At 51.5% G+C, this 26,945-nt stretch carries 16 protein-coding genes and 5 tRNA genes; 4 read left to right on the forward strand and 17 right to left on the reverse strand.

Going from position 1 to position 26,945, the window contains the following annotated elements:
- Positions 1-32: 32 nt before the first annotated feature.
- From ACN0YH_RS25980 to ACN0YH_RS25990, 3 genes are all read right to left on the reverse strand, one after another.
- A complete protein-coding gene (locus ACN0YH_RS25980; protein ID WP_417382520.1) occupies positions 33-1,217 on the reverse strand; it encodes a sialidase family protein in 1,185 nt (394 codons plus the stop codon).
- Positions 1,218-1,370: 153 nt separating this feature from the next.
- Positions 1,371-3,173 (reverse strand): cation:proton antiporter, encoded by a 1,803-nt coding sequence (locus ACN0YH_RS25985; protein WP_417382521.1) that lies wholly within the window; start codon positions 3,171-3,173, stop codon positions 1,371-1,373.
- A 177-nt stretch (positions 3,174-3,350) separates the two neighbouring features.
- A complete protein-coding gene (locus tag ACN0YH_RS25990; protein WP_417382522.1) occupies positions 3,351-5,129 on the reverse strand; it encodes a hypothetical protein in 1,779 nt (592 codons plus the stop codon).
- Between the two features lie 473 nt (positions 5,130-5,602).
- Between ACN0YH_RS25990 and cls the strand changes: the two genes are divergently transcribed.
- Positions 5,603-7,042, forward strand: a complete 1,440-nt coding sequence (gene cls / locus ACN0YH_RS25995) for a cardiolipin synthase (RefSeq protein ID WP_417382523.1) — start codon at positions 5,603-5,605, stop codon at positions 7,040-7,042.
- Positions 7,043-7,322: 280 nt separating this feature from the next.
- Here cls and ACN0YH_RS26000 read toward each other — a convergent pair whose 3' ends face one another.
- The 3 genes from ACN0YH_RS26000 to ACN0YH_RS26010 form a co-directional block, all read right to left on the reverse strand.
- Positions 7,323-8,747 carry a DUF1501 domain-containing protein gene (locus ACN0YH_RS26000; protein ID WP_417382524.1) on the reverse strand — a complete coding sequence of 475 codons (1,425 nt, stop codon included), beginning with the start codon at positions 8,745-8,747 and terminating at the stop codon, positions 7,323-7,325.
- Positions 8,748-8,749: 2 nt separating this feature from the next.
- Positions 8,750-10,987, reverse strand: coding sequence for a serine protease (locus ACN0YH_RS26005; protein ID WP_417382525.1), 2,238 nt, complete (start codon positions 10,985-10,987; stop codon positions 8,750-8,752).
- Positions 10,988-11,079: 92 nt separating this feature from the next.
- On the reverse strand, positions 11,080-13,326 hold the full coding sequence (locus tag ACN0YH_RS26010) for a DUF1549 and DUF1553 domain-containing protein (RefSeq protein WP_417382526.1): 2,247 nt from the start codon (positions 13,324-13,326) through the stop codon (positions 11,080-11,082).
- A 415-nt stretch (positions 13,327-13,741) separates the two neighbouring features.
- On the opposite strand from ACN0YH_RS26010, the gene ACN0YH_RS26015 reads away from it, so the two are divergent.
- A complete protein-coding gene (locus ACN0YH_RS26015) occupies positions 13,742-14,611 on the forward strand; it encodes an SAM-dependent methyltransferase (protein WP_417382527.1) in 870 nt (289 codons plus the stop codon).
- A gap of 25 nt (positions 14,612-14,636) precedes the next feature.
- On the opposite strand, the gene ACN0YH_RS26020 is transcribed toward ACN0YH_RS26015, so the two are convergent.
- From ACN0YH_RS26020 to ACN0YH_RS26040, 5 genes are all read right to left on the reverse strand, one after another.
- Entirely contained in the window at positions 14,637-15,740 is a 1,104-nt protein-coding gene (locus ACN0YH_RS26020) for a type III polyketide synthase (protein WP_417382528.1), read from the reverse strand.
- 29 nt (positions 15,741-15,769) lie between these two features.
- Positions 15,770-16,933 (reverse strand): NAD(P)/FAD-dependent oxidoreductase, encoded by a 1,164-nt coding sequence (locus ACN0YH_RS26025; protein WP_417382529.1) that lies wholly within the window; start codon positions 16,931-16,933, stop codon positions 15,770-15,772.
- On the reverse strand, positions 16,930-17,637 hold the full coding sequence (locus ACN0YH_RS26030) for a methyltransferase domain-containing protein (protein WP_417382530.1): 708 nt from the start codon (positions 17,635-17,637) through the stop codon (positions 16,930-16,932). The genes ACN0YH_RS26025 and ACN0YH_RS26030 overlap by 4 nt, the downstream gene beginning before the upstream one ends.
- Positions 17,638-17,817: 180 nt before the next feature.
- Positions 17,818-19,257 carry a DUF1501 domain-containing protein gene (locus ACN0YH_RS26035; RefSeq protein WP_417382531.1) on the reverse strand — a complete coding sequence of 480 codons (1,440 nt, stop codon included), beginning with the start codon at positions 19,255-19,257 and terminating at the stop codon, positions 17,818-17,820.
- Positions 19,258-19,331: 74 nt separating this feature from the next.
- Positions 19,332-22,475, reverse strand: a complete 3,144-nt coding sequence (locus tag ACN0YH_RS26040; protein WP_417382532.1) for a PSD1 and planctomycete cytochrome C domain-containing protein — start codon at positions 22,473-22,475, stop codon at positions 19,332-19,334.
- Between the two features lie 299 nt (positions 22,476-22,774).
- Between ACN0YH_RS26040 and ACN0YH_RS26045 the strand changes: the two genes are divergently transcribed.
- Complete coding sequence (locus tag ACN0YH_RS26045) at positions 22,775-23,668, forward strand: LysR family transcriptional regulator (protein ID WP_417382533.1); 894 nt, start codon at positions 22,775-22,777, stop codon at positions 23,666-23,668.
- 167 nt (positions 23,669-23,835) lie between these two features.
- A complete protein-coding gene (locus tag ACN0YH_RS26050; RefSeq protein ID WP_417382534.1) occupies positions 23,836-25,275 on the forward strand; it encodes a catalase in 1,440 nt (479 codons plus the stop codon).
- Positions 25,276-25,349: 74 nt separating this feature from the next.
- Here ACN0YH_RS26050 and ACN0YH_RS26055 read toward each other — a convergent pair whose 3' ends face one another.
- The 6 genes from ACN0YH_RS26055 to ACN0YH_RS26080 all read right to left on the reverse strand — a co-directional run bounded on the left by ACN0YH_RS26055 (position 25,350) and on the right by ACN0YH_RS26080 (position 26,862).
- Positions 25,350-26,126, reverse strand: coding sequence for an RNA ligase family protein (locus ACN0YH_RS26055; protein WP_417382535.1), 777 nt, complete (start codon positions 26,124-26,126; stop codon positions 25,350-25,352).
- Positions 26,127-26,168: 42 nt separating this feature from the next.
- Positions 26,169-26,241 (reverse strand) — tRNA-Ala (locus ACN0YH_RS26060).
- 92 nt (positions 26,242-26,333) lie between these two features.
- Positions 26,334-26,416, reverse strand: a tRNA-Leu gene (locus ACN0YH_RS26065).
- A 197-nt stretch (positions 26,417-26,613) separates the two neighbouring features.
- Positions 26,614-26,691, reverse strand: a tRNA-Leu gene (locus tag ACN0YH_RS26070).
- 9 nt (positions 26,692-26,700) lie between these two features.
- Positions 26,701-26,775: transfer RNA gene (locus ACN0YH_RS26075), tRNA-Asp, on the reverse strand.
- Positions 26,776-26,788: 13 nt separating this feature from the next.
- Positions 26,789-26,862: transfer RNA gene (locus tag ACN0YH_RS26080), tRNA-Leu, on the reverse strand.
- Positions 26,863-26,945 lie beyond the last annotated feature (83 nt).

Genomic DNA, 26,945 nt, shown 5'->3' on the forward strand with positions numbered 1-26,945 from the left:
CCTGGAATGCCAGACTTCCTCATAAGACATCATCAGGCGTAAAACTGCTTGACCTGATAAATTCGCAGCGTAATTTCAGAGTCACGTTTCCAGCGGGTGGAGCGTGAGTAATACGCGATGCACGCCTCATCATTCACAAATGTGATGGAAGGGTAAGCCGCATCAAAAGCCGGACGCGCATCGATATCCGAAAAATGCCCCCAGGTTTTACCTTCGTCCTGAGAAATCGCAGCGCTCAAGGGTGTACGAGGCCAGTTCGTGGGAGAAGCTACATTATTCCACAATAACAGCAGATCCCCCGTCGAAGGAACGCGTTTGACGATCGCCGGGGATTCGGGTGCCGGTAATTTCGTGGCTTCAGGCCGAGACCAGTGATCGCCCCCATCCTCTGAAAAACTCTGGTAGAGCCTCTGATTTGTACTTCTTAACAGGCAGAGCAGACGCCCGTCTTTCAATTCCACGATCGCTGGCTCATGACAACCACGGCCCGGTGCAGTCATGCTGTCTGCACTGCGTTTCCACGTGCGAAATCCATCATCCGAATAAAACACGAATGAATGCAGGTCGCCCCCTTTGTAAGAAGTTCCCCCCACATACTGTTTCGCGTAGGGACCGTGCGCCGGAATCAGCACCCTACCTGAACTCAGCCGCAAAGCATGATCGGCATTGCAGCAGTACCAGCCCGGCTCGGAAATTTGCCGCTGCTCGCCCCACGTCTTTCCATTGTCTGTAGACCGCCGCAAATAAACGTTGCGCTGATGTTCATCATCCCAGCCCACATAGGAAAACAGGATTTCCTGTTCAGACAGGCGGACCAGATTTGGATGCTTGACGTTCTGCTTCCAGCGATTAGGCTGCAGCACCTGATGCTTGCCCCAAGTCCGCCCCCGGTCTGTCGAGATCTTCGACGAGATTTGACAGGCAACATGATCGCCTATTCCGGAAAAACCTTTTTTGGTTGCCGGGTGCTCTGACTGACTGTAATACTCTGACCAGACCAGCAACAGCCTCTGCTTATCCAGAGGAAATATCAACTGGTGATCGTGGCGGGGATGCTCAGGTTCCCAGGGACAGACGATCTGGTCGTGGACAGGTTTCAGCAGGCGACGATTCTCACCAATCGACTCCCCCTTCGCTGGCAATTGCCTGTCTGGCAGTAGGCCTGTCAGAGCCATTGACAGTGACGATGTTAGAAAAGTGCGTCGGCGAATTGTCATGAGTGCAGGATTTCCTCACAGAGAGTGTTCGAGAAAGATCCATTGATTGTAGCAGGCGTATTTTAAGAGAGCGAACAGGTTTTGTGAATTACCGAACCTTGAGAATCCCGAACGAGAGTATCTTCCAGTGAGCTCATTCAATCGAGAGACCGGTTAAGCTGCTTTTTTGACTGCCAGAGCGATTATTTTCCAACCGGCTTTAGGCACGAAATCGGGCTGGTCTGTAAACACATGGACGGCTGCATTTGGATCGATCGCAAACAGGGAATTGCGTGTATCTCCCTGCTGATCCCGATAGTCTTCATAAGAAAATTCTTCCGTCAGCAGGGTGGTTTTCATCTCCGCCCCCTGATGCAGTAAATGTTCAAGATCCTGAAATGTGACTGACTCACCAAACAGGACACGCCCACTGTACTTGAAAGCCGTCTTCGTTTCTGCTGTGCCAGCAGTAGGCTGTGCATTGCGAATGGTAAAAATACTCGAAGGGGCAAACTCCAGTCGATAGTATTGCGCCGCCAGTGCATTCAATTCGACCTGTGGTGACAGCGCCAGCAGATTTCCGATCCCCATCAGGTTCAGATTGCGTTCCGCATGCTCTGATACCGGATTCCCCCAGTAAGCGGCCAGGCCTTTCAGCTTGGCCTCGGTCACAGACGACCAGTTCTGATCCGTCATCAGAGTCCGAATTCCGTTTTTCTTTAATTCCTCGGCAATAAGCTGCGCGACCGCGTTTGCCCCCACGATCAGGAAGCCTTTGTTCTCTGGTTCAGCGACTTTGAGAAATCGTGCCAGCGGACCGGCTGTGGTACTCTGCAGCAATACCGTCCCGATGATGATTAGAAAAGTGAGAGGCACCATGCGAGATGCATCCTGATATCCCAGGTATTCCAGGCGAATCGCAAACAGAGCTGAGATGGCCGCAGCCACAATTCCACGCGGTGCAATCCAGGACAGCAGATGTCGTTCATTCATTGTCAATTTGGATCCCAAGGCACAGAGGTGCACGCTTAAAGGCCGTATCACAAATTGAATCACGGCGAAGACTGCCAGGGCGGGCCAGCCCAGATCAATAAAAGCATCAAGGTTCATGCGGGCAGCCAGAATGATGAACAGCATGGAGATCAGCAGGATACTCAGGCTTTCCTTAAAGTCCAGGATATCGTCCAGTTCCAGCCCTTTACTGTTTGCCAGCCAGATCCCCATGATCGTCACCGACAGCAGCCCCGATTCGGCTTCGAAGACATTGGAAACCGCAAACACGACACACACAAGTGCCAGCGCGAAGATGTTATGCAGATAGTGAGGAATCCAGAATTTCTTCAATAGAAATCCAAATAAGCTGCCTCCCGCTGCACCAAATAAGAGTCCGATCAAGATCATCTTCCCGAAGACCACCAGGCCCGCAGTAAAACTACCCTCTACTCCTCCCCCGGAGACGATAAACTCAAATACCAGCACCGCCAGTATGGCCCCGAGGGGATCAATCAGAATTCCCTCCCACTGCAGGATACTGGCGACATTTTCTTTGGGACGAACGGTCCGCAGGAGCGGCGTAATGACGGTTGGCCCGGTCACGACCATGAGCGCACCGAATAGAAACGAAACACTCCAGGAAAAGTCCAGCAGTGTTCGAGTCGCCAGCGTGGTGATCATCCAGGTGATGAAGGCCCCGATCGTAATCAGGTTTCGGATGACCCGTTCCAGCCCGGGGATATTCTGAATTTTTAAGGTCAGACTTCCCTCAAACAGAATGACCGCGACTGCCAGTGAAACAAAGGGAAACAACAAATCTCCGAATAACTGATCCGGATTTAACCACTGGGTTACCGGTCCAGCGACGATTCCGGCCGCCAGCAGGAAAATAATTGCGGGAAATTTGACGCGCCAGGCAACCCACTGGCACAGCATGCCTGCGAGTAGGATAAAGGATAAGGAAAGAATTGCGTGTTCGTTCATGTAGTTTCCAGCTTGTTTTTTTATTCGGCCCTGTTCATTTAAGCCGTTTGTTTCGTCAGTTGAATACAGAACGCGCCCGGTTTACTGCGAATCGAAGGCGACAAACTGGTGAAGCGTATCAATGATGGAAGTGCTGTTCTGTCAGAATCATTACAAGCTCGACTTAAAAAGCAAGGGTCAGTTGTTCTGATCTGGCTCGATACTCACTGCAGTCCCGATTCCAGTTCTCCCATAACCATTTCCACAGTAAAACAGGCGTAACCGCTTTCCTTCCCGAATGACAGAAGGATATTCCACCATCTGGCTCTCCCAGCCGGAACCTGTGGGGGTCAGTTGCAGATTATCTCCCGACTTAACACCTCGGCTCCAGTGGATGCCATCATCTGATTCCGCATAGCAGATGCAATAATAGCCCCAGCGGGTACCAATGGCGGAATACCACATCTGAAAGGTGCCATCGTCACGCTGCAGAACGACCGGGCCGGCGACTCCCACGTTTTCATAATCCCGTTCAGGATCACGTAGCATGATTGCACCTTGTTTTTGCCAGTGAATGCCATCCTCGGAGACAGCCAGACAGATTGTTTTCTGCTGATTGAGCAGGTGGGCTTTACCCGTGGTAGGGCACCCGGTGTAATAAAAACGCCATTCCGATGTACCATCACTTCGCTTGACCTTCAGCACCGAGCCTCCGGCCATGCCGATAGCATCGGGACTCCCTGGTTCACCACTCCGTGGCAGGACCGGTTGATGACTGAAACGTGACCAGTTTTTTCCATCCACACTGGTCGCCAGACCAATACCGGGAAATGAGCTGAGCCCCGTCCCCTGTCCACTGTTTCCTGTGTAATATAAATGCCAGCGATCTTCCTCCATTCGAATTGCATGGGGCAGGACACACCAGCGTGCATCAAAGGCTCCCGGCTTACCCTTCTCAAATAAAGGACCGTTGCGTTTCCACTCTGTGATAGCGTCCACTTTTGCTGTCGCCATACCAATCCGATGCTGACTACGATCATCACCGCCTGCATAGTACAAATGATACTGGTCATTCTGTCGTACTACCCAGGGGTTCATGCAACGTGTGGAATCGAACTTTCCGACAGAGCGTGGCGGCAGGATTGGATTTTTTTCTTCGCGTTTCCATTGAATCCGATCGCGCAGTTCTCTGAATTCCTGGGAATGCGTCAGCCTGAGTTTCACAACCTCTTTTGAACGCCGGACGATGCCTAAGAAGGTCCCGATATCACTCTGGTCCCAGGCAATTCCCTGCCCGGCAATGGGGGCGGATATCGTTTCTACATGCTCCAGCATTCCTGGCGCGTCTGGTATTCGCAGTACATAAACTTCACCATGATCGTGACCTGTCGCATACAACAGCCCATTGGGTCCAAAGGCACCTCCTGAATTACTGTTGGGCAGGAATCGCTTTACAACCGAATCGGGAAATGTCCACTCCGCTTCCGGTTGCCAGTTTTCATCGTAGCGCACGATTCGGGTCTTACGGACATTTTCGAGCTGACCATAAAAAGCATAGCAGACCCACCATTTATTTTGACGCCGATCCACCCAGTTGATGGCTCCTGCCGTCTCGGGAAACGTCAATGTTTCCAGATGTTCCAGAGACTCCGGTTTGAAGACTTCGATCGTATTCTTAAGCGGGTTTTGTGGCCAGTTGGAATGGGCACAATAAAGTTTTCCGCCTGTCACAACCCCGCTATTCAAATGACGGATATGAGAGTCTTTCGGCCCCGTCCAATGTGCCAGTTGTTCGCCGGTGGTTTTATCATAACGGGCCACTTCGCGGCTCGAAATCGCATAAAAGGCTGTCTCATCAACTGCGACCGCCTGATGCGCTTCTGCTGCTTTGAATCGGTTTAATTCCCGAAAACCGCGTTCTGGTTTCTGATCCGCCAGTGTTGATGCAATCTGGCTGAAGAAAATGAATGTCATCATCCAGAAACATGATATCTGATATTTTCGCAAGGGAAGTTCAGCCTGTTAAAAGTGAAACGAAACGTAAACGGAATTCGAATTTGACTCCCGACTGGTATTCCCCAGTAAGAATCAAACGATTCATCGTTTTAATATGATATCCAGCATATCAGAAATTGTCTAAGTTCAGCTGTCGCGATCCCGGAAACATCCCTCATTCTCCCTGCAGGACTTATCAAGGTGGCCTCACGCTGCAATAAAGCTGATTTCGCGCTGTTTCCTGCTGAGGAATCCGTGTCTTGAACTCAAACTGGCAATGCGGTAAGTTGAGCCTTTTCAATGAAACAGGTTCTTCATGATCTGGTTCAAGACTGTGTCCAGTTTTACTATAGCGACTCCAGAGACATTTGAACCGAGTATCATGGTACGCAAGACGCTATGCTAAAATGTGATGCGATCTAGAAGATCTAATCCACTTTTGCAGGGAACATTCAATGGACGCAGCCACGATCGCGGTGCTGATTCATCTTTCGATAGAAATTCTGGTCATCATGCGCGTCATTTTAAGGCCGCATCGAGAACCGACATCGCGGCTGGCCTGGATCGTAGTCGTTGTCACATTGCCTGTACTGGGCATCCTCGCCTACCTGCTGCTGGGGGAGGTCAATATTGGACGCCGACGCGTCGCCCGCATGCAGAAGGTGTTCGACCGGCTGCCAAAATTAAGCTGCAATGTCTGCGATGAAGAATCTTCTCATACTCAAATCCCCGATAAATATGATCATCTCTTCCGAGTCGGGTGTTCCATCAGTGGCTATTCACCAGTGGGAGGGAACACCGCACAACTGATGGAGGATTCCAACACCACAATCGACAGGATGGTGGAAGATATTGATTCAGCACAAGAGCACGTGCATCTGCTGTTCTATATCTGGTTGCCCGATCAAAATGGTTGCAAAATCATCGATGCCCTGAAACGCGCTGCTGCCCGTGGCGTCAAATGTCGCGTCATGGCCGATGATCTGGGTTCTCGAATTTTGATCAAATCCCCCTACTGGAATGAACTGACAGCGGCCGGCGTCCATACCGCAGCCGCCTTGCCCATTGGAAATCCCCTGCTCCGCCCTTTTATGGGACGCATTGATTTGCGCAATCACCGTAAAATTGTGGTCATTGATCACAGTATCACTTACTGCGGCAGTCAGAACTGTGCCGACCCGGAGTTTCGCGTCAAAGCGAAATATGCCCCCTGGGTCGATGCCGTTATGCGGTTTGAAGGCCCCATCGCTCGCCAGAACCAGCATCTGTTTATCAGCGACTGGATGACACAAGTCGACGAAGATCTGTCGTCGCTTTTAAGTACTCCCATCCCCCCCTGCGAGACAGGTTTTCCGGCTCAAGTGGTTGGAACCGGTCCTACAGTCCGCTATTCTGCAATGCCCGAGATGTTTGAATCGCTAATCCATTCAGCTCGTCACGAACTGGTTATTACGACGCCTTATTATGTTCCGAATGAATCGATGCAGGATGCGCTCTGTGCAACCGCTTATCGAGGCGTTGATACGAAAATTATTTTCCCGGCACGCAATGATTCCCGAATCGTCGGTGCCGCCAGTCACAGTTACTATGAGGAACTGCTGGAAGCAGGGGTAAAAATCTATGAATACGAGGGGGGCCTGCTGCATACCAAATCACTGACCCTGGACGGCGATGTCACATTGATCGGCTCCGCCAACATGGATCGCCGCAGCTTTGATCTCAATTACGAAAATAACATTCTGTTTTATGACTCTGGCATGACAGAGTCTGTCCGCAAGCGTCAGCAGGAATACCTGGATTCATCCAAACAAGTCACTGCTGAAACTGTCGCCGCCTGGAGTATTGCACGCCGCTTCTGGAATAACACCATCGCCATGCTGGGACCTGTTCTGTAACAGATCTGCACACCAGCTTCGCTCCTCAGAATCGAATTTAACGGAACAGTTGGAGCCAGAACCAGTCCAGCAGAATGATAGCCCTCAGTATGATTGCGTCCGTCCGATCTACTTTTTAATCGGGAATTCCGCCCAGCAGCATACCGAGAGAGACGCAGATAGAAATCGCGCTAATCAATGCATGGACACCGTCCGGGATCGGGTGCTCCAGGCACAAAACGAGCGCAGATTATAAGCCAGATATCAGGGGACAATCAAGCAGCGTGAAGCGTGAGCAGACTCACCCCACCAGTTCCGGAATCGGTTTGCCCTGATCGGCAATGATTGGTGTCGGACGGCCGTTGAAGTCTTCGATAAAGACACTGGACGAATCAATTCCCAGATGATGATAAATGGTCGCCAGGAAATCCCCCGCGCCACAGATCCGTTCAATGGAATCTTCACCCAGCTTGTCACTCGCACCAATAAAGCGACCGGTCTCGATACCGCCACCCGCCCAGATATTAGAAAACGCGCGTGGCCAGTGATCTCGGCCTGGTTGTTTTGTACCAGCAGGTGCACTCGCATTTCCTGCGCCGGTACTGGGCTGGTAATTGACTTTGGGAGTCCTCCCGAATTCACCGGTGACCACCACCAGCACTTGTTCATCCAGTCCCCGCTCGTAAATATCTTCAATCAAAGCAGAGACAGCCTGATCGTATGCCTGCGAACGGAACCGCATGGCATCGAAGACATGGTGGTTTACGGCATGATCGTCCCAGTTTGATACACGGCCACAAAGCGGACCACTCAAGCTGGTCGAAATCACATCCACGCCCGCTTCCACCAGCCGCCGTGCCATCAATAGTTGCTGACCCCAGGAATTGCGACCATAGCGATCACGGGTGCGATCATCTTCCTGGCTCAAATCAAAGGCATCTTTCGCCTTGGGGTTGGTCAGCAGAGTCATGGCCTGGGTTTCAAATTCGTCCAGCGCCTGCAGTTCCCCCGCCTGATCAAACGATCGTTCCAGGGTATCAAGCTTCTGACGCAGGGTCGCCCGGCGATCGAGCTGTGTGACTTCAGCCTGATTCGATAACCCGATATTGGGAACCGTGAAATTTGGTTTATTGGGATCTCCGGAAACGGTAAAGGGACCATAGGCATCCCCCAGATAGGCTCCCCCCACACGCTGCGAAGAAAAGTTGATCCCCACGTAAGGGGGTAGAGGGTTTTTGCGTGGTCCTTCTTTAGAACGCAGATAATTCGTGACAGACATCCAGTCGGGATATTTAGGGATTTGCTTATCCCGGCGATCAGTATCCCCCGTCAGCATTCGTAGTGTCCCCGCTGGATGCCCGGGGCTGTCGTGACGCATGGAACGCAGAACGGTAAACTTGTCTGCAATTTTTGCCTGCATCGGCAGCAGTTCTGTAAAATTCATCCCCGGCACTTTGGTGGGAATCATGCCGAAAGGCCCGCGGTACTCAATTGGCGCAGCGGGTTTGGGATCGTAAGTATCAATATGAGAACAACCACCCGGTTGCCAGACCATAATCACGGCCGTTTTTTTCTTTTGATTGGGCAGAGGATTCGCTGCCTGCAAGCGCAGAATACCGGGAAGACTGAGTGAAGCAAAACCAGCCAGGCCCATTTTGAGAAACCCACGCCGCGTTTCAGGACCCGGACATGGATGAACTGTCGATGCGTGAAAAGGATCTGTCATCACTATTTCGCCTTCTTAGCTGGGTTGACTCGAATGTTAATCGGCTTGGAAAAGATAATATCGACAATGTCTTTGGGCTTGGCTTTTGCGGTCGCCTGCTTTAACTGTTTATCGGCTTTTGCCACTGCAGCCTGTGCTGTTTTTGCTTTTGCAGCCGCCTCTTTTGCAGCCGCATCACCTTTTTTCTGTAATTGTTCAGCGTCTGCAACCAGAGCCTCGGCCTGCTGTTGTGCCTCTTTCAGTTCAGCTTCCGCTAAAGCAACTGCTTTCGGGTTTTCACTATACTTCACTACAGCATATCCACCGAAAGCAATTTGATACTCTCCGGGAGGGGTTTTCAGAGTTGCCAGATCCAGAACTACTTCAGATGCGTCAGCCTTCAAAGGGGCATCGAAGGCTTTATTTCGGTTAAAGCCTTCCCCGTATGTTTTCAAAGTAATATTGGCCCCCGAGAATTCGCTACGGCGAACATGTTTAAGCGGGATGGTCAGCTTTTCACCGGCTGTCACTTCCCAGGTTTTTTCTTCAGCGGGAGCGATGGTGATAGGTGCCTGTTCTGAAATGCCTACGGAAACAGGAACATCAGCCATCAAACGCGGACTGGGTACTTCACTCCAGGCATTTTTCACAGGCCACTGCATTGATGCCAGATAACAGGGACGCGTCACGATTTGATCAGCGATGGTTGCCCGTCCGAAGAATTTTGCACTGGTTAAACCTCGAGGTGCCCCTTCTGCTGCCGAGATCAACATCGTGCCGCTCGATTTTCCTTTGCCAATCTTCAATCCAGTGGCAGACACCCCCTCTGGCAAGTTTTCCATGAACAATTCAATTTCGCCATCGAAACCATCACGTCGAACGACAACCACTTCCAGAGGCATCGTGGCCCCTCCCCGCAGGGCAATTGGTTTCGACAGGGCGTTCCGGTCACCGTTTCGCAGGTTCATATGCAGCGCCCAACCCACCAGGGCATAATCGGGAGCCGCTTTGCGGATGATCAGTCGATAAATATTTTTGGCATCGTTGCGAGTGCCACCAAACAGATCCCGGATCTGCAGATGATGCACTCCGTCCTGCTTAATCTCGACTTTGCCGAGAATATCTGACGAGCCGGCATTATAAGGAGGGCCATTGTAGGAATATCCATTGCTGGAAACCCGGACCGGACTGGGGATATCACTCAGCTCAACCAGATCCGTAATTTTTACTTCAGATCCAGAACCGCTGACATGCTGCACAACAATCGAAGGATCGGTCGGACGTCCTAGACGTTCTGAGGCAACTTCGACCCACCAGACTTCACCTTTCTTCGCGGTAAATTCAAATGTATCAACGTCCGCAGCGGGAAAAAAGCTACCACTGATATCACAAGGCAGAGTTATTTTTTGTGCTTCCGCGTGTGTATTGTTTGGTTCGCTTTCCGGCTTGAGTGTTTCATTAGTGAGCCCTGCAGGAGGCCAGGAGAAAGCGCTGACCTTTTTAATCGAAGGCATGCGGGGAACGATCTCATCGCGGGCGACATTTTTAACAGCCAGACGATAGAAGTGATAAGGCCCACCATCATACGTCAAGCCGTGCACCTTAATAATGTATTTTCCTGTGTCAGGAACATTAAAATCAAGCATTCCGCCGCGTCGTTCTACAACCAGATCCATCCCCCGTTCATCGGCGATGATCACAACCGGATTGAGTTTCGAATCAATGCCTTTCGCGGCACAATCGACAATCACCCGTTGATCCTTGCCTGCCTCGAAGGTGTAGTAATCGATCTTTTGACGCGACATCACTGCATTACAGATTGAATTCAGTTCAAGTTTCTTTGCTGTTTCCAACGTGGTATTCGCGGCAGCCTGTGAAGTTTCAGGCAGCCGTCCGACATTAAACGCACGGCTGGAGGAAACACCAAGCCGCGTCATCACGCGAGCTTCATGAATTCCCAGCGGGCAGTCTTTGGATATTGTAATCGTATACTTGTTGGGTACTGGCAAACCGTCTTTACCCAGGCTTGGTGTCGCAGTAATTCCCTCATGCGAAAAGCTGAGCTCGTCGGCATCTTCAATATTTTCACCGGAAATCGTTACTTCAAAAGTGGTCCCCGCCTGACCGCCCATAGGCATGGTAGTCAATAATCGAGGTGCCGGTAGACAGACCAGCTGCGCCTGGGCTGTTGCTGAAACCAGGCAACTCACTGCCAGGCAGGCCCCTGTCACAAATGAGAACTGCAGTCGAAAGTATTTCATATTTCCCGGCCTCTAATTTTACTGGTTTCAAATCTGATAATAGTGAGAGAATCCAACCATACACCAGTATGACGAAAATTGGTCATGACGCATCAATGATTAAACAAAAACTCTTTGGTATTCATCAGAGCCCAGATCAGGTCCTGATAGTCTTTTGAAGTCGGTGTTTTCTTCACATCCGGTATTGCCTTTGCATCGGCTACCGGCGTAGTAAGAAAATTCACTGCTGTCTGTAGTTCTTCCGGCTGTGGTTTTCGAGCAAACGCAGTCAGATACAGCGAATTGACTTTTTCTTCCACAGACTTGTCTTTTTCTTTAGCTAATTGAGCGGCACGCCCATTCGCCGTCGCGAGCTTGGATTTCATCTCCGACGAGTTAATCAAATGCAGGCTTTGAGCCAGACTGGAAGATTGTACCCGCTCACATTCACAAACACTGGCACTGTTAGGACGACCAAAGACCTTCAGGAAAGCCGATGCTTTGGTGTAACTGTTATCTGGCAATGCAATCGCACGTGTGCCTGGTGGTAGATTGGCAAATGCCGTTGTCGAACCTGCCAGTTGATCGACCGAGTCCAGCAGTACTTCCGCCTGCAGACGACGTGGATAGAACCGCGAATAGTTCTGGCGATCCTGCAGATTGTATTCATTCGGCATCGAGCTCAGTTGATAGGTATGTGACTGAGTAATCAGCTTGATCAGTTGCTTCAGATCAAAGCCTGACTGGATAAAGTGTTCTTCCAATGCAGCCATCAATTCCGGATTGGATGGGGGATTCGTATCCCGGATATCATCTTCCGGTTCAATCAGAGCCCGTTTGAAAAAATGTTTCCAGTAGCGGTTCACCAGCGCTTTGGCGAAAAAGGGATTGTCTTTGGAACTCATCCAGTTGCCTAAACGCAGACGGGGATCTTCATCGGCAGAGATTTCGCCGATATCATCACCCAGGGCAACCGGTTTCAACATCTCACCCGATTTCACATTCTTTGCCTGTGCGACGCCTCGCTTATGAAAAATCAGGTCTTCTCCCTGAGTCCCGGTCGGCTTGCGACCAATCTGAGAGAAAAATGCGGACAGACTGTAATAATCGTCCTGGCTCCAGCGCTCAAAAGGATGGTGATGGCATTGAGCACATTGCATTCTCACTCCCAGAAACAACTGGGCAATATCTTCCAACTGATCTTTGGGATCTTTCACCCGCTTGTACCAGGCAACAGGTGGATTGCTCACGACAGTTCCAGTCGCGCCCAACAGTTCGCGAACCAGTTGATCATAGGGGACATTTGCCAGCAGACTGTCTCGAATCCAGGCATGGAAGGCGAAGTTCGAAGTAATATCATTGGCTGCATCGCGTCGGTTCTTCAGCAGCGGGGTCCACTTGGAAGCAAAGTAGTCTGCATAGTTGGGACTTCGCAGCAGTCGTTCCACAAGCTCATCACGTTTTTTCGGGTCAGTACTCGCCAGGAAAGATTCGGTTTCTTCCTGTGTAGGAAAGCGACCACAAATATCCAAAGTCACGCGACGTAAGAACGTCTGATCATCACAGACCGGTGACGGGGGAATTCCCAGCTCTTTCAGGTTGGCAAAGACATGACGGTCTATCATGTTTTTTTCTGTCGGCACTTCCTGAATTGGCGCTCCCAGAGGAATTGCCGCTGTGAAGACCGCAATCTTACCCTGGTAGCGGACCATCACCGCAACTTTACCGGGGATGTCATGTACTTTGACAAGACCTTCCTCAGTCGCATCTGCCATCGACTTGATGTTCGACTCGTACAAGGCAACCTCAGTGACATCACGAACGCTTCCATCCGAATATTTTGCGATCGCCTTCAACTGTTGGGTCTCACCCATATTGACCACGCCACGTTCCGGCTGCACTTCCACTGATTCCAGAAGCGGTTCTTTCCCGGTTGAATAGCGGGCCCCTTCTTCAATCCAGCGGCGGATTACCTGATAACCTTCAGAATCCCGGGGGAGACGAATTCCACCCCCATGTGGATTTTCATTTGAAGCTTTTGTGAGCAGCAGACTTTTCGAAGGAACCGAGGGAAACAATCGACGCCCCTGTGCTTCCTTCACCAGGCTGTCATAATCATCCAGCGGTTCAAAACCCAGCAGCGACAGCTGAAAGCCATTCTGTCCCCCCCCTGCTTTGGCATGGCAGACACCCATGTTGCACCCTGCCTTCGTCAGAACGGGCACAATATCATTGACAAAACTGACCGGGGATTTATTTTCTTCCGCCTTTAAGACACCTGCAGAGCTGCCCAGGAGAATCACAGCCAGGAAGAATAGAACGAACAGACGTGTTGAAGCAGCGTTAGGCAATGTGTTCATGTCGATTCTGATTGAGGTGGGAAGGTTTCGTGGTGGGTATACTAAAATAGCGCTATCTCTATATATAATATATATAAAACAATACACATGCGAGTGGCGGTTGTCAATAAATAAGTTTTATTCAGTACGAAACCAAATATCCATATGAACACACAAGCTGTCGGTAATCTCGTCACTTAATTATAAGACATACTTCAACGCTGGCCTGCCAGATATTGTAAAATACCCCGAGACTTGACGATGAGATGTTATGTTATGTTTAATTCCTGTAATCAACGTTTGAAATATTGAATTCAGGATTTAATATTACAACAGTTGTTAAATTCCGCCGCAAAGGGAGCGGGCCACCAGATAGCTCTGGAATACGTATTCTGCGATAACGAAGCAGCCCTTTTTTGAAATATGGTACTATCACATGATCAGTTGCCCGACAGTTCAAAAAGATGTCATTCGCAGTCATTATAATCTGACAACGCTGTTTTATCGCCTGCTCTGGGGGCGCCACATTCATCATGGTTTGTGGGCAGAGCCTGATGCCCCGTCAACCAGTCAGATTGATTATGGAAAATCTTCCGCCGTCGCCCAGCAACAGTTAACCGAAACACTCGCGGAACTGCTGGGGATACAGCCTGATGCAGATCTGCTGGATGTGGGCTGTGGCATGGGGGGCTCATCAATTCATCTGGCCAAGACCTTCGGCTGCCAGGTTACCGGTATCACTCTCAGCCCGGTTCAGCGCCGCTGGGCTGCGCTGGAAGCACACTGGCGGGGTCAGCGGCAGCGAACACAATTCCTCTGTCAGGATGCGGAAACAGCTGATTTTCCAAATGCGTCTTTTGACTACGTCTGGAGTATTGAATGTACAGAGCACCTGTTTGATAAGCAGGCCTTTTTCAACAAGGCAGCCAGCTGGTTGCGACCTGGTGGCAGTATGGCGATCTGTGCGTGGCTGGCGGGTGATCAACTGAAAACAGAAGAATCGCGACAGCAGGTTTACGATGTCTGTGAAGGTTTTTTCTGCCCTTCCCTGGGAAGCGCCACAGACTATCAGTCCTGGATGGAAAATGCCGGGCTGGAATTCGAGGCGTATCACAACTGGACGAATCGCGTCGCTCCGACCTGGGAAATCTGCCGGCAGCGCGTTCAAAAAACCGGCGTCCGCTGGCTGGCACGACTTATCGATCGAAACACGGTCATGTTCCTGGACCGTTTTGAGACCATTTTAAAAGCCTACGAATCGGGGGCAATGCAGTATGGATGCTTTATTGCCCGCAAGCCGCTGTAAATTCGGTTGTGCTGTCGGTCCGGCACTATTTCACCAGAGCCGCTTCAATTGTCAGCCCGGGGCCAAACCCCAGCATCACACAGGGTCGTGCTGCCTGAGCTGCCTGCAGACGCTGTAGAATGAACAGCACTGTTGGTGAAGACATGTTTCCGAACTCGGCAAGGATCTGACGCGAAGGTGCGAGTTTTTCTTCGTCAAACCCGACTGCTTCTGATACCGCCGTCAAAATCCGCGGTCCTCCTGGATGAATGGCCCAACTGCCAATCTCTTCAATACGGGTTCCCTGTCCCGCCAGCCAGTTCTCCAGCCAGGGACGTAACCGGGACTTGATCAGGTCAGGAATTTGTGGAGACAAAGTCATTTCAAACCCATGATCTCCAATCCGCCAGCTCATCAGCTCTTCCGAATCCGGGACGACCGTCGAACCGGAGGCAACTAATTCCCAACGATCACTTGAACTGCTTTGTGACTGTTTTCCGACGATAGCTGCTGCACCGTCAGCAAACAGGGCGTTGGCCACAATTTTATCAGGACACCAGCCATACTGCTGATGCAGACTGCAAAGCTCTACCGCACAGACAACCACACAGGCATTCGGGTCGTTGTCGGTAAACGACTTCGCCACACGCAGGCCATTCAAAGCGCCATGACAGCCCATGAAGCCGATATGTGTCCGTGAAACATCGGGAGAAAAACCGGGCTGTTTCAACACCTGCAGATCAAAACCCGGGGCACTGAATCCACTGCAGGAAACAGTGACCAGTTGCGTCACTTCGGCAGGATCGACATTCGCTGATTCCAATGCTTCACGCACAGCAGTGATTGCCAGCTCAGCCGCATGTTTCTCATATTCCTGCATGCGGGTCGATGTCGCAGGTCCCAGGTCAACGGGTGAATCGGCGGGCTGATAAAACGTCTGCCTGACCGCTTCTTCACCGGAACTGTTTTCCAGAACCACGCTGTGTCGCGTCTTCACTCCCGCCCGTCGGTAGAGTACAGGCAGCAGACGTCGCTGCTGCTCTGTTGATGCGGCGTGGCAGGAAAGTGACTGTGCGTGAACCGCCGCTTCCGACTGCTGAATCGAATGCTCTGGATTTGTGGTACCAATTCCCAATATTTCAAAACTCATATATGCTCTTTAATTACTGTCAAAATTCTTCAATGATTCAAGCGGGCGACAATCGGCCGGGCCATTCCTGGAAACCGGTGAAACAGTCGCAGTCCCCAGCCTATGGCAGTAGGCGAACGCAATAACCGCGCCAGCCAGCGACACCAGAACAAACGCCCCTCCGTCAGTGAATAATGGGCGCTCAGCCATTTTTGCTCCAATGCGGAATCCCAATGGCGTAAGCCTTCCGGCACCAGCTGCGCGACAGCCATTGCTTCCGTGATCGCGTTCGCCATCCCTTCTCCGGTAAACGGTTCCAGATAACCGGCTGCATCCCCCAGCACAAATAACCGGTCACCCACCGGGCGTAACGTTCTACGGGTGACCGGCAGTGTCCCCTTGAAACTGCCGTCCGTCATTTCCGGCAAAACGGGTGAACCAGACTCTCTCAGAATCTGCAACACCGCGGCTGCTGGCCCGGCACATTCTTTAATAAAATCCCGATCAATGGCGGCAGCCAGGTTCAGACTCTCTTCCTCGACACGAACCAGACCGACATAACCGGATCTATGGATCGCCATGTGTATCATGCCTGCCGGGTACGATGTTAGATTTTTCAATTTAAATGCAGCACCGACTCCAATCCTTGAATCCGGGGCAACCTGCATGTCGAAGCCTGGGCAGTTCTGCAGGCTGGGATGGCCTAACCCGTCCGCAGCCAGAATAATTTTTGCTGTTGCTGAACCAGCTATCTGCCCCTGGTAACTGAGATCCACTGTGCGGGAAGTACGTTTTTCAGCACTGTCGATAATGGTCGCGGTCGTATCCTGCAGAAACTCCGCACCGGCTTCCATCGCAGACTGAACCAGTCGCGTATCGAAGACTTCTCGAGAAATCGCCAGTCCCCCCGGTAAAGATACGACTGCTTCGCGCCCGTGATATTGCATGCGGAACTGATTTAAAGGCACAGCACCTGCAGATTCCAGCAACTGGCCCAGACCGATCTGGTTCAAGGCATTGATCGCCCGCTGATTAAGACAGCATCCACAAACTTTATAGCGGGGAAACGTTTTGCGTTCGATCAGCAGTGTTCGTAGTTTCTGCTGCGCCAACTGCCGGGCCGCCACTGCTCCCGCCGGTCCAGCACCGATCACGATGGCATCCCAGTTCTGCGCACAGGCTGCTTCCCGATTCAGCGAACTGGTCAGAGTCATTTTCGACTCCACTTCAGTAACCAGCGTTGAGGCCAGTGACGTGTGATCTGAAAACCACTCAAACCGGCCTGCCCGGCCAATTCCGTAATTTCACTCACTGTAAACGCACCTGCAACGGAGAGAGGACCATCGGTATGGACGACCGGTGAACGCGTCAATAAGCGACAGGCAGTCCAGGCCAGGCAGTAACTGGCACGCGACCGACATAAATCATTTACCAGCATCAGTTGTCTAGTCGACTCTGACATTATTTCCAGTAGCTGTTGAGCTGGTCCCTCATCGAGATGGTGTAGAAATAACGAGCACATAACTACGTCATATTGTTTATCCAGCGATTCTGAGAGCACATCACATTCAAAAAATCGTACCTGCTCCTGCCCCCGGTTGGCAGCCTGCTGAGTCGCATACCTGACAGCAAAGGGACTGATATCACAGCCATCGACTTCAATTGACACACCCGCGCGCTCTGCGCGGGCAGCAATACTCAACGCGACATCGCCGCCACCGCTGGCAATATCCAGTATCTGTAATGGCTTTCCAGATCGACCTCGAGCTAACTCCAGAATGGCTGGCCATACTATGGCATCACTGCGACTCCACCAGTTAATTCGTCCCAGTCCTGCTAAAGCGTGACGATGTTCGCTTTCAGACAAACCAGGCTGATCCATCAATTCCGGTTCTCTCTGGCGGATTTTTAAATTCATATTCAGGTCAATCCGAGTCGATCCATCGCCTCAGCCCTCATTCAAGCTGAGAGGAGCATAACCAATGTCTACTAACAACATAGTATTTCCCCTGCGTGATCGCCGTAAAACAGTTCTTAGTAGTCAAGACGAGATACAGTCTATCAAGCCTGGGCTCCAATCTGAACAGTTCAGAGCAAACTACGACAGAATGTCCGAGACCACGCGGGCAGGGCGACCATTCGTAATCATCTGCTCCTGACCATTATGATGATAGAGGAGTTGCTGATAATCGAGACCAAACAGACTCATGACAGTCGCCTGGAAGTCATTCGGGGTCACCACATTTTCGACCGCTTTATGCCCGAACTCATCGGTTTTCCCAAAGGTCATCCCCCCTTTGATTCCGCCACCGGCCAGCCAGATACTGAACCCCTGGCCGTTATGATCGCGGCCTGCACTCTTGGCGTCACCATGGTTCTGCGTCACAGGCAGTCGCCCGATTTCACCTCCCCAGTGTACCAGCGTCGAATCCAGCATCCCCCGCTGTTTCAGGTCTTTCACCAAGGCAGCGGACGGTTGATCTGTCCGATGACAAATGGCCGGCAGTCCGGTTGAAATATTGCTGTGATTGTCCCAGGGTTGACCTCCGAGGAACAGTTGTACGAACCTTACCCCACGCTCCACCAGGCGGCGGGCGATCAGACATCGTGTACCGTATTCCTTTGTCTTGGGATTATCCAGACCATACATATCCTGTGTGGCCTTGGTTTCCTGAGAGAGATCGAGCGCTTCGCGGGCAGAGGTCTGCATCCGCGCTGCCAGTTCATAACTTGAGATCCGTGCTTCCAGATCTGATTCGTGAGGATGCTGTTCGTAATGACGCCGATTGAGCGTCTGCAGCAGTTCCAGATTCTGCTGCTGCAGAGAGCCCTGCAGATGTGCCGGCGCATCCAGATTCAGAATCCGTGGCTCCTTGGGTCGCAGCACGGTCCCCTGGAACAGTGATGGCATAAATCCGTTTGACCAGTTTGTGACGCCGTCCACGGGCAATCCTCCCGGATCGGTCAACACCATGTAAGCCGGCAGATTTTGAGATTCTGAACCCAATCCATACACCAGCCAGGACCCCAGATTGGGACGCCCCAGTACTCCGGGAATCCCGCCATGAAAGTATCGAATTGAAACTTCATGGCCATTGGCGCCGGTATGCATGGAGCGAACCACACAGACATCATCCACAATTTCTGCCAGGTGAGGCAGCAACTCTGACAGTTCGGTCCCACATTCCCCGTGCTTTTGAAATTTCCACGGACTTCCCAGCAGTTTTTTACTGGCCTGTTGTACGAAACTGTATTGGATATCACCTTTAAAATCGGTCCCGCTGTATTTGGTCAACTCCGGTTTAGGATCGGTCAAATCCATATGCGCCGGACCGCCATGCTGAAACAGCGAGATCATGGCTTTGGCCTGTGGTGCGAACTGCGCGGTTTTAGGCGTGAGATCGAAATGAGGCTGCTTGATCGAAATATTCTTGGGGCGTGCCAGGAGTTGGTCCTGTTTGAGTAACCAGGCGAGAGCGACGGTACCGATACCCATCGCGTTTTCTGCCAGAAACTGTCGTCTGCTAAAATGTGTCATCAGTCAAACACCAGAGAATGAGGAACTCGAATCACTTCGAGAAAAAAGTTTAGAGAATAAATTCGCAGCAATCATCAATCGACATATAAAAATTCGTTAGAACTCATCAGCGCCTGACAAAGATTGGTAATCACCTGTCGTCCGGGCGTGACGTCTTTGGGAAGCTGTTCTGGATGTTGTTGCAGATAAACCATCTGGTTGTTGATAAAACGGGTTACCAGAAGCAATTCGTCCGGCGTCGGTTGACGGCAGAGAGCCAGTTCAAATGCATAAGCGGCCTGTGCGGGCAGGCTTTTATCAACAGCTTCCGGCCCCCGAAATTCAGCGGCAGAATTCCACTTAAGCACTCCCCCCTGTTCGTTCTTCAGAGATAACTGGACACCCCAGGAGAAGGAATCGAAGCCCACATCATTCTGCTTACAATCCGTGATGAAGTCGATCGTATCTCCCTGTTGGACCGCGAGCGAACCAACTGCTGTATCGACAGACTTATTTTTGATGTCCCACTGACTGGCCAGTCCGGATCGACTGGAAAGTACCAATCCCCGCACGCCATTCCCGTGCTCACTGCCATGCTGTAGTTTTCCTGTGACAGACAGCGTCCCCGACACAGGCGCTGTCCAGCGACGGATAGAAACATACTGACTGGCAGGATGACCGCCTCCCGCATTGATTGTCACCCAGCCTAAAGCAGGATCCGGGAGCTTGGGACCTCCCTGCCAACTGGAACCGGACCAATGCGGTAATGCGGTAAAGGTACTCTGCAGTGAACTGGTTTCATCCAGTTTCCCGTAACCATAACTCCACACCGGTCTGACTGTCGGCGGAAGTTCAGGCAGTGATGCCAGCGTATCCGGTTTCAATTCCGGTGCTTCCCGCGCCAGACGTTCCGCCAGCTTCGCGGATTGCGAAAGGATGAAACTACCATTCATCAGCATCAGGGACTGGGTGGCGACGGTCGAACTGGAACGCCGCTCACAGTTGATCTCCATAACCGGTGCATCAAAAGTCTGCAGCATCCCCACTGGTTGACTGCGGCGGGCCTGAATATACAAGCTGCGACGAAGCTGATCGCCGGATACAACAACCTGACCAAAATCGTCCTCTTTGATTCCTACCGGAGCGCCAAATAATTGCGGGTCAAGCACACCGGAAGCGGCCAGCATGCGATCTCGCAACGTTTCTGCTTCGAGGCGAACGATGGGCTTACGCCAGTAATAATTGTTTTCCGGATCAATCGATTCCTTGCTTGGATCAGGGGCGCCCGCCTGACGATAAACGGTCGACAGCATGATCGTGCGGTGCAGTTTTTTGAGATCCCAACCCTGCTGCATGAATTCTGAAGCCAGCCAGTCGAGCAACTCCGGATGGGTGGGAGTTGATCCCAGCTTACCGAACTCTCCCGGCGTACTGACAATTGCCCGGCCAAAGTGATGTAACCAGATCCGGTTCACCAGCACGCGCGCGACCAGTGGATGCTCTCCGTTCGTCAGCCAGCGGGCAAATGCCAGCCGACGCCCGGACGTTGGCAGAGTATCGTCATTAACCGGGAATTTTTTGCGTTCCCCTTCAGGTGCAACCACTGTCAATCCCGCAGGCTCAACCACCTGTTTGGGCTGACGATAATCACCACGGTGAAACAGCTTTGTTACCGGCAAATGATTGGCAGGTTCAATCGCTGCCCGTAAAAACTCTTCCACCGGCTTTTTACTTCTGATCTCGGCAATCTGTTTATCGAATTCTTTCAATTCTTCTGCAGCTTTCGGCAGATACTGATACAACACACCCGGTGAAATATTCACGCTCGGATTTTTCTTGAGCAGTTCTTTCTGCTCAGGAGTTCTTTTATCCGCGGCTGTCTGGTAAGCCGTTTTTAACTGGTCCCGCAAAGGCTGCTCATACTTCTTCAGCTCCGTTTCCAGAGCCTCAGCCATGTATGCTGCCTGCTTTTCACTTTTGGTGGCGACGACTTTCTTGACCTCCGCTTCAATTTCGGCTGCTTTGGCCCGATCAGCGGCTGTGTAGAGCGAGACCTGTCTTTGTGGTGGTGTTTGCCAATGCTGCCAGTCAAACGCAGGCTCAAAAACAGCTCGCATTGCGAAGTAGTCCGACTGTGGAATCGGGTCATAGCGATGGTCGTGACACTGTGCGCAGGCGACACTCATCCCCATCAACGAGCTACTCACAATTTTCATTGTATCCGCAATGACCTGGTTACGGGCTTCGGGAGTATTGCTGCCGCTCCCGGTTCCATCAGCGGCCATGCGTAAGAAACCGGTCGCCGTCAATAGTTCAATCTGCTTTTCTGTCAAATCACCTGCACGCTTTCCGGCTAATTCATCACCAGCCAGCTGCTCAACGATGAATTCATTGAATGGTTTATTTGCATTCAATGATCGAATCAGGTAGTCCCTGTATTTCCAGGCCCAGGGGCGAACAACATCCTTAACGGTATAACCTTCAGAGTCTGCATAGCCCGCAACATCCAGCCAGTGACGTGCCCAGCGTTCTCCATAATGAGGCGACTGTAACAGTTCATCCAGATAAGTTTCATACCAGCCGGCCGACTGATCAGCCATCACTCGGCGAAGCTGATCGGGATGGGGAGGCAGCCCCAGCAGATCAAAACTGGCTCGCTTGATCAGCGTCAGCTTTTCGGCGTCGGGTGAAAAGGCCAAGCCTTCCGGCATCGCTTTTAACAGTAATGCATCGATGGGCGAACGCACTCCCAGTCTGCTTTTGAATGCTTCGGAGACCTCCGGCCTTTTCACAGGCTGAAACGCCCAGTAGGCCCGTTCTTCCGGTGTGATTCCCAACCCCGGTTCAATCGTCTCTGGTTCCGGTCGCGCGGTTTTAGCACCTGCAGCGATCCAGCGTTTCAGTGTCTCGATCTGATCCTGGGGCACCCGCGCTTCGCCGGGTGGCATATCGCCGCTTTCAATGCGTTCGATCAGGTAACTCTCGTCCGGTTTCCCTGGAATGATCGCTTCGCCCGATTCCCCCCCCTTAGTCATGAAACGGACCAGACGCAAATCAAGGCCCCCCTGCATTTCTTCCACGGCGCCGTGGCAGTCAAAACAATGGGCACGGAAAATAGGTCGAATATGCTCTTCGTAAGTTAATTTTTCCGGTTTTACTTCTTCAGCAGAAATACCAGAGCGAAGCACACAGGAACTTACCAGAAGCATCAAACAGAATCGTTTGAACAGGGTCGCCATACAGGACTCCATTAGAAGTAAACATCACGGATCTCAGTACAAGTATCGTAAATCACTCCTCAATAACATTCAAGGATTTAGATATATCGATATATACTGTCCGCTTTCTTCTATTTTCGCATGATTTTTCACTTTGACAAACCTCCAAATCCATATTTCCCAATGATTTGTAAAAAATCAGACGCAAACACCAGATCTTATTGGCTCCCGTCCGGTACAAGTCGTTAAACTATACCTTCACTGCATAGAACAAAAACACACAATACCCTGACAACATTATCTAAACGGAACAAACCAGGATGGAAGTCGATCAATTACGCTATTTTTTACGAGTCGCTGAACGAGGTAACTTTACCCGGGCAGCTGAAGAACTGCTGATCTCTCAACCAGCTCTCAGCCGTTCGATCCAGAAACTGGAAGAAGAACTGGGGCAACCTGTCTTCGAACGAAAAACCCGCTCTGTAGCCTTAACCGAAGCAGGGAAACTCCTGCAATCCCGTGCCCAGCAGATCCTCACGTTAATTGCTGACACCAAAGCAGAAATCTCAGACGATGGTCAAAGTGGTCAGATCCGCGTGGGTGCCATCCCCACGATTGCCCCTTTTTTTCTGCCTGATTTATTACGTCAGTTTTCTGCCGAGTTCCCCAAAGCCTCACTGATTGTTCAAGAGGACACGACCGACCATTTACTCAAACGCTGTACCCAGGGAGAAATTGATCTCGCCATCATCGCCCTGCCGGTCCCTGCCAAATACCTGGAAGTCGAGGAACTGTTTGAAGAAGAATTATTTCTGGTTCTGCCCCCAGATCATCCCCTGGTAGATAAGCCTCAAATCCGCTTGAACGATATCAAATCCTATCCCTTCGTCCTGTTGGATGAAGCACACTGCCTGTCAGATAATATTGTTTCCTTCTGCCGACAACGATCGTTTCATCCCGTCGCGGTTGAGCAGACCAGTCAGTTGGCGATGGTGCAGGAACTGGTCTCTTTATCTCATGGCATTTCGATGATTCCCCAGATGGCGCGACGGCTCGATAAAACGGACCGACGTGTTTACCGCTCGATCAGTGGAAACAGTCCCACGCGAAAAATCGCCGTTATCTGGAATCCTTATCGTTTTCAAAGTCGATTAATCCTGGAATTTCGGAAACGACTTCATGAGTATTCGCAGACGCAGTGCTCACTGAAATAAATTTCGTAAAATCATGCACGTGAGGTATGACAGCCATCCACTCACAGCATTAGACTTCCTGCGCGCAGATCAATATAGTTAACATGAAGCTCAGATGGGGCTCTATGTCCCTGTCACGATTGAATAGAAAACGCCGTGATCCTGCAAACTCTCAAGGAACAGTTACCATGACCGATAAGCCGACGCTGACAACAACCGGCGGAGCCCCCGTCCCCGACAATCAGAATTCATTAACAGCAGGACCACGCGGCCCTGTATTAATGGAAGATTACCAGTTAATCGAAAAACTGGCACACCAGAATCGGGAGCGGATTGCAGAGCGGGTCGTGCATGCGAAAGGCTGGGGGGCGCATGGAACACTGACAATCGAACATGACATCAGTAAATATACGAAAGCCAAAGTCCTGCAGCCGGGCAAACAAACGGAAATGATCGCCCGCTTCTCGACTGTCGCAGGCGAAGCAGGTGCCGCAGATGCGGAACGCGATGTGCGCGGCTTTGCCCTCAAGTTCTATACCGAAGAGGGAAACTGGGATCTGGTTGGCAATAACACACCGGTCTTCTTTGTTCGAGACGCCTATAAATTTCCCGACTTCATCCACACCCAGAAACGGCATCCCAAAACCAATCTGCGTTCCCCCACGGCCATGTGGGATTTCTGGTCGCTCTCTCCGGAATCACTGCATCAGGTAACCATTCTGTTCTCTGACCGTGGTTTACCAGTCGGCGTCAGGAATATGAATGGATACGGCAGTCACACATATAGTTTGATTAACGACAACAACGAACGCTTCTGGGTTAAGTTCCACTTCAAAACCCAGCAGGGTCACAAACACTGGACCAATGCCGAAGCAGAACAGGTCGTCGGCAAGACTCGCGAGAGTACTCAGGAAGATCTGTTCTACGCGATTGAAAAAGGGGACTTCCCCAAATGGAATATGCAGATCCAGGTAATGCCGGAAACGGATGCTGACCTCACACCGTATAACCCATTCGACCTCACCAAAGTCTGGCCGCACGGCGACTATCCTTTAATCGACGTGGGTACGATGGAATTGAACCGCAATCCTGAAAACTATTTCGCGGAAATCGAACAGGCTGCCTTCTCCCCTTCGAACAAGGTACCCGGAATCGGCTTTTCACCCGATAAAATGCTGCAGGCCCGCGTCCTCTCCTATGCCGACGCGCACCGTCATCGCATTGGCACTCACTACGAAGCACTGCCGGTAAACGAACCAAAGTGCCCCGTGCATCACTACCACAAAGATGGCGCGATGCACTTCAAATCGAACGGCTGCCCCGTGGATGCTTATTACGAACCGAACTCTTTCAATGGACCGGTTGAAAAACCGGATGTCGCCGAGCCGCCACTCAAGATCTCCGGCGACGCCGCCCGCTTTGATCACCGTGAAGGCAACGACAATTACTCACAGCCCCGCGCGTTATTCAACCTGTTCGACGACGGACAGAAATCGCGACTGTTCTCCAACATCGCCGCCGCCATGCAGGGCGTGCCCACAGAAATTGTCGACCGCCAGCTCAAACATTTTGAACTGGTTGACCCGGCGTATGCCGAAGGCGTGCGGACAGCGCTGAACGCTTCCTGATTGAGATTCAGGTACAACAAATAAAAACTCCCCTCCCGACAGTTTCCCGTCAGGAGGGGAGTTTTCTTTGCTAACTACTTTTTACCAGCCGCCCGTCTCTGATGACGTTGGTAATCTTCGAAACGGATTTTCGCGATCTGCCTGCGATCTGCAGTTCTCACCACCAGACCTTCAGGCCTGCCGCCGGCAGCGTCGTCCAGGGCGACCAGCGTCGCGGGAATCATGGACTCCAGCCATGCATGCGTTTCTACAATTGTCGTTGGCAGCGTCTCCTGGATTTCAAGCCGGGGCGTCAACTCCAACTGTAGTGAATCGACCAGTTCGATCAATTCCTGTTCGCGTAGAAACGACTGCCCGCCGTTCTCACGCCAGGCGGCAATCGATTCACGGCTGGCATCCAGATGCTCCACCGCAATGCGACTCACATCGAACACACGAAAACCAAACGCGCGCTGGCTCGTGTACTGTTTCGCAGCAGCGGTTGTTTTACCGCCGTACGTTTCCAGATAAACGACGGTGATGACATCCGCAGGTGTGGAAACAACGTCGACAATTCGTTCGGCCGTCTGTTGGAGAGTATCCACAATTCCCAGGGCGGGGTTCTGAATCAGATCGCCTCGCGCATGCAATAGTTCTTCGCGGCTGCCGATCAGATAGCATCCATCCGGCATCAGAATAATCCGGCTGTTGGTGCCATCGACTTTTTCAGTCGCAATCAGCGGCTGTCCATCAAAATCGACATATTCTGCCAACAGCGCGCCCCGTTCACCCAGTGCATGGTACGTGGGGATTGAAGGGTACTTGGTCGCGCTGTTTAGTTTTCCCAAATCCAGTTCTCTTGTCGTTCGCATGATTGATCCAGTAATTCATAATATTATCGAAAACACAGAAAGTGGACCGGATGGGAATCGAACCCAACACACCGACTTTGCAAGAGTCAGTCGCCCCCAAGGTACATGCCAGCCCATTAATAATAAATAGCAGAGCCCGGAATCGAACCGGGTGCACCAACCTTATGAGAGTCGGCCGGGCACCTGCCCCTCTGCGTCAGTAAAAAGTAGCCAAGGCGAGATTCGAACTCGCACTCCCTGTGGGAACGACTGTCTGAGAGTCGCGCGTCTACCAGTTTCGCCACTTGGCCATATCAAGTGCGTCGGGACGGAGTTGAACCGCCACAGCGTAAAGCGGGTGGGTTACAGCCACCGGGGCTCGCCAATGCCCAGCCAACGCAGGTAAATAAATCTAACTTTGATTCCGTTTAACCAGAAAACTCCCATCCTTAATCTACTCGATCCAGATGGCCCTGGAGACGCTGTCACAAATCTGGACACTGGTCAGTAGCGCGGGCGGGAGTCGAACCCGCAGACAATCACGAAATTTTAAGTTTCGTTGCTTTACCAGTTTGCATACCGCGCCGTTTGTAAGCGTCCCCGATGGGATTTGAACCCACGACCTTCTGCGTGACAGGCAGACGAGCACTCCGGACTGCTCCACGAGGACGTAATTTATTCAGTAGCTCGAGTGGGATTCGAACCCACAGCATCTTTGGTTCTAAGCCAAAGTGGTCTGCCAGTTGCCTACCGAGCCGAATTTAAGGTGTCAGCGACTGTGTTAAAATCTGTCAAGAGGTAATCAGATTCTGATCCCATGTCTGATTATTTTTCATCATC

This window comes from Gimesia sp. (assembly GCF_048262075.1).
In the GTDB taxonomy this organism is placed as follows: domain Bacteria; phylum Planctomycetota; class Planctomycetia; order Planctomycetales; family Planctomycetaceae; genus Gimesia.

Bases quoted from the DNA above. Each gene is read 5' to 3' on its own strand.
- ACN0YH_RS26030 (WP_417382530.1), bottom strand. From the start codon at position 17,637: ATGAATTTAAAAATCCGCCAGAGAGAACCGGAATTGATGGATCAGCCT.
- ACN0YH_RS26045 (WP_417382533.1), top strand. From the start codon at position 22,775: ATGGAAGTCGATCAATTACGCTATTTTTTACGAGTCGCTGAACGAGGT.
- ACN0YH_RS26000 (WP_417382524.1), bottom strand. From the start codon at position 8,747: ATGACAGATCCTTTTCACGCATCGACAGTTCATCCATGTCCGGGTCCT.
- ACN0YH_RS25980 (WP_417382520.1), bottom strand. From the start codon at position 1,217: ATGACAATTCGCCGACGCACTTTTCTAACATCGTCACTGTCAATGGCT.
- ACN0YH_RS26050 (WP_417382534.1), top strand. From the start codon at position 23,836: ATGACCGATAAGCCGACGCTGACAACAACCGGCGGAGCCCCCGTCCCC.
- ACN0YH_RS26040 (WP_417382532.1), bottom strand. From the start codon at position 22,475: ATGGCGACCCTGTTCAAACGATTCTGTTTGATGCTTCTGGTAAGTTCC.
- ACN0YH_RS26055 (WP_417382535.1), bottom strand. From the start codon at position 26,126: ATGCGAACGACAAGAGAACTGGATTTGGGAAAACTAAACAGCGCGACC.
- ACN0YH_RS26005 (WP_417382525.1), bottom strand. From the start codon at position 10,987: ATGAAATACTTTCGACTGCAGTTCTCATTTGTGACAGGGGCCTGCCTG.
- cls (WP_417382523.1), top strand. From the start codon at position 5,603: ATGGACGCAGCCACGATCGCGGTGCTGATTCATCTTTCGATAGAAATT.
- ACN0YH_RS26010 (WP_417382526.1), bottom strand. From the start codon at position 13,326: ATGAACACATTGCCTAACGCTGCTTCAACACGTCTGTTCGTTCTATTC.
- ACN0YH_RS26025 (WP_417382529.1), bottom strand. From the start codon at position 16,933: ATGACTCTGACCAGTTCGCTGAATCGGGAAGCAGCCTGTGCGCAGAAC.
- ACN0YH_RS25985 (WP_417382521.1), bottom strand. From the start codon at position 3,173: ATGAACGAACACGCAATTCTTTCCTTATCCTTTATCCTACTCGCAGGC.
- ACN0YH_RS26015 (WP_417382527.1), top strand. From the start codon at position 13,742: ATGATCAGTTGCCCGACAGTTCAAAAAGATGTCATTCGCAGTCATTAT.
- ACN0YH_RS26020 (WP_417382528.1), bottom strand. From the start codon at position 15,740: ATGAGTTTTGAAATATTGGGAATTGGTACCACAAATCCAGAGCATTCG.
- ACN0YH_RS26035 (WP_417382531.1), bottom strand. From the start codon at position 19,257: ATGACACATTTTAGCAGACGACAGTTTCTGGCAGAAAACGCGATGGGT.
- ACN0YH_RS25990 (WP_417382522.1), bottom strand. From the start codon at position 5,129: ATGATGACATTCATTTTCTTCAGCCAGATTGCATCAACACTGGCGGAT.